A 10,371-nucleotide genomic window follows, 5' to 3' on the forward strand; every position below is an offset into this window, starting at 1 on the left:
ATCATTAATTTATATAACACATGGAAGCGTCATGTCTTTTAGTTGGATAGCCTTTACTCTCCTTGCTGCGTTCAGCCAATCTTGGCGCAATGCCTTTCAAAGTAAGTTAAGTGGCACCATGAGTGTGGCTGGTGTAACGCTGGCACGTTTTATCTGGGCAGGCCCAATCGCGCTTATTTATCTCTGTGCACTCTATCAATGGCAGCCAGTCGCTGTTCCTAGTTTTTCCGGCAAGTTTGGCTTTTTTATCGTTGCAGCAGCCATTATGCAGATCCTCGCGACCGGTTTAATGGTGATGCTATTTAAACTCGAAAACTACGCGATTGGAGCCGGACTTGCTAAGTGTGAAGCTCCCGTTTCGGCAGTGCTTTCTGTGTTGTTCTTTGGCACCGCGTTAACGGTGACAGGTTGGATAGGAGTACTTATTGGCACGTTAGGCGTGCTAATAATGAGCAGCTCTTCCGGCTGGCGAAGCTTGTCTCCAAAAGTATTTTTGTTAGGTATGGCATGTAGCACTGCTTTTGCTCTAACGTCTCTTTGGGTACGTGAAGCAAGCTTGAGCATAGGGCTTCCCTTCCCTCATAGCGCTGCTTGGGTGCTGTTTCTGGTGATTACTCTGCAGACATGCATTATCTGTACGTATCTTTTCTTTAGAGAACGAGACACGCTACGCCAGATATTCAAGAAATCGAAACTGGTGGTGATGACAAGCTTAGCGAGTGTTATCGGTTCTCTGGGTTGGTTTAGCGCGATGTCGCTTCAAGCCGTGCCGTACGTAAAAACACTCGGGCAAGTCGAAGTGATCTTCATGGTATTGATATCCTACTTCTGGTTGGGACAAAGCATCGCGCGCAAAGACATCGCAGCACTAGTCTTGCTTTCTATCGCAGCGGTCTTGGTGATGTGGCAATAAGCTGAACGTAGTCATGCATGGGTATTGGGTATTGGGTATTGGGTATTGGGTATTGGGTATTGGGTATTGGCCAATATGATAATTGGCGAATCATGTTCAAACTAAATATTCATCTATCGTATAAATTTTACGATGGCACAGAACCACAAGAGATCTGTAATCATCAAGCAGTGATGAGTTGGTTAATATGACTAGGACAAATTGACGTCATATTGCGACCGTTTGTTTTTGCTTGATATAACGCTTTGTCGGCTCGGCTAATAAACCCATCCCAACTCTCATGCGGGTGAAGCTGAGCGACACCGAAACTCGATGTCAGAGACATCTCATGTTTTTGTACTGCTGATACCTCTGAAATAGACAATCGTAACTTACAGGCAATAACCTGAGCTTGTTGGAAATCGACATTAGGCAATAAAATCATTATCTCATCTCCGCCAAAACGAAACGCACTGGCTTTGGGCGATGTTTTTATCGCACTTTGAACCATTTCAGCAAAAGACTTGATGACCAGGTCACCCACAATGTGTCCGTGTTGGTCATTAATCGACTTAAAGTTATCAATGTCCATCATAATGGCACTGACAGGAACAGTCTCCGCTTGCTTCATGATAACTGGAACCATCTCATCTAATGCTCTGCGGTTTCCAAGTACCGTTAAGGGATCGCTGTGGGACAGTTGGTGAATAGAACTCAGCAACCTTGCATTAATCAGCCAAAGCATAGTGAAACTCATGGACACGATAAGAACGATGCTCACTAAAAAGGCAAGTTGATGAATGAGTGTGGCCGCCATGAAATCCTGCAGCTCAGCTGAAAATAGTGTCACCACGACTCGAAAGACCATAAACCCGCCATATATCGTAAATGACAAGGCCATCATCCGAATACCTAAGGGCAAGTCTTCACGCCGGCCCTTTAATACCGCAAAGGCAGTACAAAGTGTCACAAAGGCCAAATATAAACTAATGAGGATAATTCGAGCTTTGATGGAAGGCTCATAATACGTGAAGTAAATAAAACATGGCAAAAGAGCCAACATCATCAGACTACTGAGGTAGGTGCATTTAAGAGAGTATTCTCGAAACAGACATAAGCTATACAAGGCGAGATGAAAACCAAGCGCAATGACCATATTGGCACTAATAACAGTGACCCAATCAGGGAATTCCCCTCTTAGGCTCAACATCAACGGCCCAGTTCCGATAACAAATATTGAAATGGAAAAGATTGAAAGCCCTTTAATCGGCTGTTGAGTGAATTGAAATAACAATAAGCCAATACAGTAAATGAAAGAGAACAAAATAATAATAAAATTAAGTGTTCTCATATCCAGCGAAAAACCATCCATGATTTTCTATCTTCCATACGCAAACCAAATTACAACATGGTTAATAATCATACAAACCATAAAAACATTCACTATATGAATTATTGAACTTTATAAAATAAGGGATACGTCACATATGCAGAGATTTTTGTCGTATGAGTCCACACATGGATCGGCATGTAAAACTCGTCCACACATGGCTTCATAGCATCACGGAATCTACAGACTTCAGCACTCGTTACTTGGTTGAATCACTAGTGTCTGGCATTATGCGCCTAAGAAATCTCTAGGGGCTATTGACCTTTCGAGCTGGGTTTTGCAGCATCTTGTGGGAAATTTATACAAGGAAGAGGCTTTGACGTGTAGCTGGCCTACATGAAAAGCCGATAACGCAGTAGAAATGAACCACAAGAGCTGCCCGAAGGGTTCGAGCTAGGCGCCCCCACAAAAATCGTTTTATGCTTTGTTGAAGAATATTTGCTTAGAATGACTAGGCTACATACTCTTCGCCGCGCCTAAAACGATTTTATCTCGAACAAAACTTAACCACGAAAGGTCAACAGCCCCTAGTTATTACACAGAAAAGAATGAACGAAGGTAGTCAGTGGTAGAAAACAGCCAACAATTAAGTGACCGTTACGACGAACATGGTTACTTTGTTATCAGAAATTATTTCGATGAAGCTCAAATTGCATCGCTTAGAAAAGTCGTGCTGAAGTTCCATGAATCATGGAAAGCAGACAACGAAGAATTCTATAAAGAAGAAGCATTTAACTCGTCTTTAATTACGGGAAGCGAGTACTTGCCTGCCGACGATAGAAGTGTGCTTTTCGACTTCATCAGCTCAAAACAAGTGATGGACGTGGTTGATGCGGTGATTCCGAACAAACCGGCATTCATGAATACACAGCTGTTCTTCAACCCAGTAAATCCGCAGCAAAAAGACTTTTGGCATCGTGACTGTCAATACGACTATGACATTGATGACCAGATGAAAGTCATCATGGAAACCCAAGTATTGCATCTGCGAGTGCCCCTTTTTGATGAGCCAGGTATGGAGCTTATCCCTGGCACACACAAGCGCTGGGACAATGAAGAAGAATACAATGTTCGCCAAGAAGAAAACGGTAAAGTGAGCAGTGATGATATCTCTGGCGGTAAGCAAATACCGTTAGCTGCAGGCGACTTATTGGTATTTTCAGCAGATATGATCCATCGAGGTCGCTACGGACTGGATCGTTTGGCTTTGGATATTCTGATCTTTGATTCTGCGGCAGACTATGTCGACTACGTTGATGACGATTGTTTACCGACACCATTGATGTTGAGCAATATTAACGATCCAAGACTGTTTATGAATACGCTACACTTAAAATCGATGCAGTACTCATAATCTATAAAGGCACCGAACTATGACTGACCCTAAGAAAAATACCCGAATTAGCCAGTTCCGTTTCGGTCAGCCGAAAGAGTCTCTCAAGCTAGAGCATGTCGCTTTGGGAATGCTAGATAAAGATAAAGTTCGAGTAAAAATTGAAGCGACCAACATCAACCCTAGTGATCTATTGTCGATTTATGGTGTGGGGCAATACAAACACAGTCACCAGCCGCCGAGAGTACCGGGATTTGAAGCAGTCGGAAGGATCGTAGAGTCCAGTCATACTGAATTTACAGTGAATCAGCGAGTGCTCGCGGCAACCAGTGGAGCATGGCAGAGCTATGTTGATGTATCACCAGATGACCTATTCCAAATTCCTCAGCATCTAGAAAATGGCTACGCCTGTCAGTTGTACATTAATGCGCTAACCGCATGGGTACTAACCACAGAAATAGCCAAGCTGACCCAAGAAGATGTGTTAATCATCAACGCAGGCAACTCTGCCATCGGTAAGATCTTCTCCCAGTTATCAGTATCACTCGGATTTAAAATCATTGTCGTCACATCGCAGACTGAGCGATACCCAACTGCCACAAATTGGGTGTTAAACGCGAACGATGATTTAGCATCTCAAATTAAGTCGTTAGGCTTGCCTATACCAACCGTCGCCTTTGATGCGATTGGCGGTTCACCCGGAACTGACCTTATTCACACCCTTGGCAACAAAGGGCGCTTTATCAACTATGGGACGATGTCACTGGATTTTTACGAACCACGCTTCTTTGAGTACGCGAAAAGCCAAGACATTAATTTCAGCACTTTCTTCTTACGTTATTGGGAAGAAACGGAAGGTAAAGATGTTCGCCGTGAAAAGTTCACAACCATGCTAAATCACTTCATCACAAACGACATTCAGCTCGACGTTGACCGCTATCTACCATTCGATGAAGTTCAATCCGCGATTGATCTCATTGAATCGAAAACCACACGCTTAGATGGCAAGATCATCTTACTGCCAGTGTAGTTTGGTGACATTGAGCACACACTATTTACGCCAAACAAGATACAAAACGAATAACCCGCCAAGAGCTGCCGTCACAATACCTACAGGCAGTTCTTGTGGCGCTAATATGGTTCGGCTAATCACATCCCCAAACAGTAAGAGGACAGCTCCCCACAAGGCGACCAAAGGCAGAGCTCGCTTGTGAGTGACACCTGAAAATGGTCGTACTAAATGGGGAACCATCAAGCCAATAAAACCGACCACTCCGGTCATAGATACAATGGATGCAGTGCAAAACGCACAACAAAGAAAAATCTCACTTTGTAGGCGATGGACATTTATTCCCAATGAGCTTGTAGTCTGTTCACTTACCAACAAAGTATCGAGCTCGCGATAACGTTTGAAAATTAACGCAGTAAGACACAACACACCCACCAAGGCAAAAATCAAGTTATCCCAACGAGCAAGCCCCAAGCCTCCCATCGTCCAGAACAAAATCGAACTCGCCGCTCTCTGGTCGCCTGAATAAATCAAAAAACTCGTGATGGCTCCGAATAGAAATGAGATCGCCAAACCACACAAGATCAAGTTGTCATTGCCCTTTCTCTTCTGCATCGAAAACAGAATCAGAACGGCGGTCGCCGAAACAATACCACCCGAGAATGCAGCCAGTGGCAGTGACCAAACACCCAAAGTATCGCCCACTTTGGTGATCACCAACACGGCACCAGCAGACGCGCCAGATGACAACCCAAACAAAAACGGATCCGCCAAATCATTTCGTGTCGAGGTTTGAAGCAACGCCCCAACCATAGCAAGACCTGCACCCGCGATAACGGCTAACAATGCTCTCGGTAACCTCAAATCGATCAGTATTCGACTCGTCATATCCGGCGTTGGATCATTGAAAGAGCTCAGCCCTATAATCACTTCCTTGAAAGACAACGCAACCGAGCCAAACTGCAAACTCATCATGAAAGCGAGCAATATGGCAGTGATACCTGTTAACCAAGCTGCTCGATATTTATCAATTAAAATCAAAGAACTACTACTCTTATCAATAAAAAGCTTTCCGATTACTCAGCGGCGAACGCCGATGCAAGTTTCTCAATCGCATCTATATTGGCAGGCCCTGGTGTGAGTTGCTCATAACGCAGTTTGACATAGCGACCAGAAGTGACCGCATTGGTGTATTTCATTAACGGATGGGCTTCTAGGAAACGTTGCAAAGAATCAGCACCACTCGCCGATTGGTAATCAAGAAGAATAATCACATCTGGATTTTCACGAGCAACATTTTCCCAAGACGTTCTTGCCCAGCTTGCTTCCATATTGCCTGTGATATTTTTGCCACCAGCGGCTTCAATCATTGCGTTTGGCATTCCGTACTTACCCGCGGTGAAAGGCTTATCTTCACCCGAATCAAACAAGAACACTTTTGGACTCGGCTTTCCTGATGCTTTTTGCTTTTCTGCTACTTTTTCAATTCTCTCTTTCCAGTTTTTCACCAAAGCCTCGGCCTCTGGTTGCTTGTCGAAAATAACACCTAACTTTTTCATATCGCCATAAAGCAGATCCATTGTCGCGCCTTCTTTTTGGTCTTGGGTATGAATGCAACTTTCAGAGAGCACTAAGGTATCAATCCCGTATGGCTTCAACGTTTGAGGCGTCACTTCACCACCCACTTTCATTCCATAATTCCAGCCAGCAAAAAAGAAGTCAGCATCCGCTGCAATCAGCGTTTCTAGTGTGGGATATTTAGGTGCTAGCTCAGGAATGTCTCCTAAACGTTCTTCGAACGAACTCGACATTTTGTACCAACCTGTAATACCCGTAACGCCCACCATCTCCTTTTGAAGACCAAGAGCAAAAGCCATATCGGTCATATTGATGTCGTGCACAACAGCTCGAGACGGACGTTTTTCAATCGTCAGCGGGCTCCCGCAGTTATCAACCGTCACTGGGTATTGAGTACTTGTCGCACGCGCAAAAGAAAGAGGTAAAAGAAACAAAAGACTGGAAATGACAGGCCACTTCATTGGGCTGCTCCTATTAAAGAGTGATTAGAGTGAGTTGATGCAGCTTCAAAATGATGGATGGTGCTGCACATATTAGGATGATTGAACGTGAGAACCCGCAATCCAAAAACGGGGATCATGTATCGGTCTTGCATGACCGTGCCTGGGACTGAGAACGCCACCATTGTTTGGTCTGACATCAACAGGACTTTGTCGGCGAATGGCGCCACCAAAGGTAAATCATGCAGCACCACAACAGACGCAATGCCACGGAGTTTAATTAAGCTCAGAAGTTCGAGACGAGCGAGAGGATCAAGGTGGTTTGTGGGCTCATCTAAAAGCAGCAATCTTGGCTCTTGTGCAAATGCGCGAGCAATACTTGCACGTTGCTGTTCACCACCGGACAACTCACCAAAGCACCGCTCGCTTTTGTGAACAAGCCCAACATCTTGCATCACCTGCTGAACAGCTCGCTTATGTTCTTTTGCGCTACAACAAAACGTATGGGGAGTACGACCTAAGCCAACATACTCAGCAACGCTCAAACGAGGATCAACATGCTCATGTTGAGTAACAACCGCGACTTGTTTAGCTATCTGCTGTCGTTCAAGGCTTCCAAGCGCTGTGCCAGACAACAACAATTCACCAGCGACGGTTTTATATTCGCCTGTAATACCTTTCAGTAAGCTAGACTTTCCACTTCCATTGGGGCCAATAATGGCAACGCATTCACCGTCGTTCACATCAAATGTCACGTCTGAGACCGCTCTCCAGCTAGCTAAGCCATCAGCACAGAGCCCGCGCACAGACAATACAGGTTTATTCAAATTCCCACCGAACATCCAAAAACAACATTTATTGTTATGTTATAACATAACAATAAATTAAAGGTATAGTTATTAATAGAAATATTAAGACCGCTCTAAGAAGTAATGGGAATCGCGGGATAATCCAATCACCTTGAATAAAGACTATCGTGCTTAAGAAAAGTGATTCGCTTGAGAAGTTTGATTAAAAAATCGAGGATTGAAAAGAGAGCGAAGAGTTGTGGTGCGTTTCACCATAACTTAAGTGGTAACGAGATGGTCATGAGTCACATTTATTTGAAACATCAATGATTTACACCATTAGAAATATGACACTGATCACCCATAAAATAACCTCGATTCTATATGGTAGCGTCATACTTAAAACCACGATGTGAACATACTTATTAAAAGACACATACTATCAAGCGCCATCCTACTCTCTCTAGCCTTTCCCACCTTTGCAGCTGATGGCGACATACACGATGTCACGATACTGGGTACTTCAGATATCCACGGTCATTTTATGGCATGGGATTACGCGGCAGATAAACTCAACACTCGTGGTAGCTTGAGTCAAATCGCGACCAAGGTTGGTGATATCCGCAAAGAGCAATCTAACATTATCCTTGTCGATGCTGGCGACACCATCCAAGGCAACTTCGTCGAAACATTCAAAGACGAGCCTGTTGATCCAATGATGCTGGGCTTTAATCACATGAAATATGATGTGTGGGTATTGGGTAACCACGAATTCGACTTTGGCCTTAAAACCCTCAACAGAGCCGTTACCCAATTTAAAGGGCAGTCTCTCGGTGGCAACATCAAGAACAAAAATGGTAATCCATTCCTACCTGGTTACACCATTCTAGAACGCGGTGGCATTAAGATCGGCGTGATCGGAATGGATACACCGATGACGGAGGTTTTTGCGCAAGGCACCAACCGCTTAGAAGGCGTTACTTTCACGAACCCAACCTTGGAAGTGAAGAAAATCGTCAAAGAAATTGATGATAAAGTGGATGCCATCGTATTGGTCGCCCATATGGGGATTGAGAACGAGAATGACATTGCTGACACCGGTGTCACCGACATTGCCAATGCAAACCCAGAGCTTGATGCCATCGTCGCAGGCCACATGCACACTCGCATTGATAAAGCTGTTGTGAATGGCGTTATCATTACTGAGCCCGACAAATATGGTCGCGCCCTATCTCGTATCGATCTTCAATTTGAAGAGCGCGATGGCACATTCACTCTCGTCAACAAAGACAGTTTCACCTATAAAATTAAAGGTCTAGATTCTGATGAGAATATGGACGCGCTATACCAACCGTATCACGAACAACTCCGAGAAATGGCGAATCGTCCTGTCGCTCAGCTTACCGGCGTTGATTTAGTCCCAGAAAACGAAATCCGCGGTATCCCTCAAGTCCACGTTCAAGACACAGGTATCAGTGCGCTATACCAAGAAGCGAGCTTCTTCTATGCACCCAAAGCCAATGTCATCGCACTTCAAATAGACAACGACAATGCAGAGCTCGATGTTGGCCCAATCAAAGCCAAAGACATCGCGTACAACTACCAATACGCAGGTGGCGAAATCACTGTCTACCAGATGACAGGCAAAGAGCTGAGAACCTACATGGAATGGTCTGCGGGCTACTTCAACTCAGTGCAGCCTGGTGATGTGACCTATAGCTTTAATCCCGAGCGCAGAGCATCAAAATACTCGACTAATGACTTCTTCGCAGGCGTGACTTATACCATCGACCTTACTCAGCCTACAGGTACACGCATCACCAACCTCGCGTTTGCTGATGGCACACCGGTTGCAGATGAAACAGAAATCCGTATTGGTATGAATAGCTATCGAATGGGTCATCTAACCAAGAAAGGCGGCGTGCTAGAAGGTGAAACGTTCCCTGTACTCTTTGATACAGAAGCCGAGTATGGAGAAGAAGCAGGCACGATCCGTAATATGACCATCAAGTATCTTAAAGAAGAAAAGAACGGCAAATATGAAGGGAAACCTCAACAACGTTGGACACTTTCTGGTTTAGATAGCCGTTACAACGAACAGCGAGAGATAGTGAAGTCACTGATTAATGATGAAACCATATCAATCCCAACCAGTGACGATAACCGTTACACAAACATCGCTTCTATCAACGTGAAAGAACTGATGTTCAAATCTGACGAAGCCAAACAAACAGCCATAACCACACGCGAAAAGAAACTGGCGCAGACGACTGAGCAACAGAGTAAGCAGATCAAACGCGAAATCACTCTGATTGAAGCGCTCAATTAATCCCTAACCTCAACCAATAACGACTTAACGACTTAACGACGCTTAGAGCGTGGTTAGGTCGTTATCGTTCCCGTCCTGCAACATCATATCTGTACTGAGTAAAACGGGTGATATTGGATGAATGAGATGCAAAGACTGACTCATAGTTGGACATTTCTGAGTTAGTGGCTTTGCTAATTTATATGAGTACGAATAACTTTTAGTACTGCTAAACAGCGAACGACACCACTTGATGAGGTGCCGTCGATGAACGTTTCTGGACAAAAGTTATCACTTACGATTTTCGTACCAGAAATATTCATGCGGAATATGATAAAAATAATGCAGTTACTTGCTTATATCTTAGGCGAATTCGATATTTGGGGGTGAATAAGTCTTACCACAGATCTTTTTACATTTAACTGTGTGACAAGATACAGAACTCTTACATCTAATACAAAAAGGTCGCTTTAAATTGCGACCTCTTGTTTCTTTAATGAACTGTCCCGTCCTGAAATGTGTTTACACATTGAGGACTAATGATGACCATTCCAAATAAACACTACGTTAAGCGCACTCAGCGTGATTACACACTAGGCTTTAAATTACAGATTGTAGACGCCATTGAAAAAG

At 44.2% G+C, this 10,371-nt stretch carries 8 protein-coding genes; 4 read left to right on the forward strand and 4 right to left on the reverse strand.

Going from position 1 to position 10,371, the window contains the following annotated elements:
• Positions 1–31 precede the first annotated feature (31 nt).
• On the forward strand, positions 32–913 hold the full coding sequence (locus tag BCU75_RS17625) for a DMT family transporter (protein ID WP_102474605.1): 882 nt from the start codon (positions 32–34) through the stop codon (positions 911–913).
• Between the two features lie 163 nt (positions 914–1,076).
• Here the strand turns inward: BCU75_RS17625 and BCU75_RS17630 are convergent, their stop codons facing one another.
• Complete coding sequence (locus BCU75_RS17630) at positions 1,077–2,264, reverse strand: GGDEF domain-containing protein (protein WP_102474606.1); 1,188 nt, start codon at positions 2,262–2,264, stop codon at positions 1,077–1,079.
• A 583-nt stretch (positions 2,265–2,847) separates the two neighbouring features.
• Here BCU75_RS17630 and BCU75_RS17640 point away from each other — a divergent pair.
• Positions 2,848–3,636, forward strand: coding sequence for a phytanoyl-CoA dioxygenase family protein (locus BCU75_RS17640; protein ID WP_102474607.1), 789 nt, complete (start codon positions 2,848–2,850; stop codon positions 3,634–3,636).
• A 19-nt stretch (positions 3,637–3,655) separates the two neighbouring features.
• Positions 3,656–4,645, forward strand: coding sequence for a zinc-dependent alcohol dehydrogenase family protein (locus tag BCU75_RS17645; RefSeq protein WP_102474608.1), 990 nt, complete (start codon positions 3,656–3,658; stop codon positions 4,643–4,645).
• 21 nt (positions 4,646–4,666) lie between these two features.
• On the opposite strand, the gene BCU75_RS17650 is transcribed toward BCU75_RS17645, so the two are convergent.
• From BCU75_RS17650 to BCU75_RS17660, 3 genes are read right to left on the reverse strand one after another with little or no spacing between them, the layout of a single operon-like run.
• Positions 4,667–5,665: a FecCD family ABC transporter permease gene (locus BCU75_RS17650; protein ID WP_277868924.1), complete on the reverse strand. Its 999-nt coding sequence runs from the start codon at positions 5,663–5,665 to the stop codon at positions 4,667–4,669.
• 35 nt (positions 5,666–5,700) lie between these two features.
• Entirely contained in the window at positions 5,701–6,663 is a 963-nt protein-coding gene (locus tag BCU75_RS17655) for an ABC transporter substrate-binding protein (RefSeq protein ID WP_102474609.1), read from the reverse strand.
• Entirely contained in the window at positions 6,660–7,484 is an 825-nt protein-coding gene (locus BCU75_RS17660) for an ABC transporter ATP-binding protein (protein ID WP_102474610.1), read from the reverse strand. Before BCU75_RS17660 ends, BCU75_RS17655 begins: the two co-directional genes overlap by 4 nt.
• 490 nt (positions 7,485–7,974) lie before the next feature.
• On the opposite strand from BCU75_RS17660, the gene BCU75_RS17665 reads away from it, so the two are divergent.
• Positions 7,975–9,759: a bifunctional metallophosphatase/5'-nucleotidase gene (locus BCU75_RS17665; RefSeq protein ID WP_425336949.1), complete on the forward strand. Its 1,785-nt coding sequence runs from the start codon at positions 7,975–7,977 to the stop codon at positions 9,757–9,759.
• The last annotated feature ends 612 nt before the right edge of the window (positions 9,760–10,371 follow it).

Source organism: Vibrio splendidus (assembly GCF_002873455.1).
Lineage (GTDB): Bacteria > Pseudomonadota > Gammaproteobacteria > Enterobacterales > Vibrionaceae > Vibrio > Vibrio splendidus_J.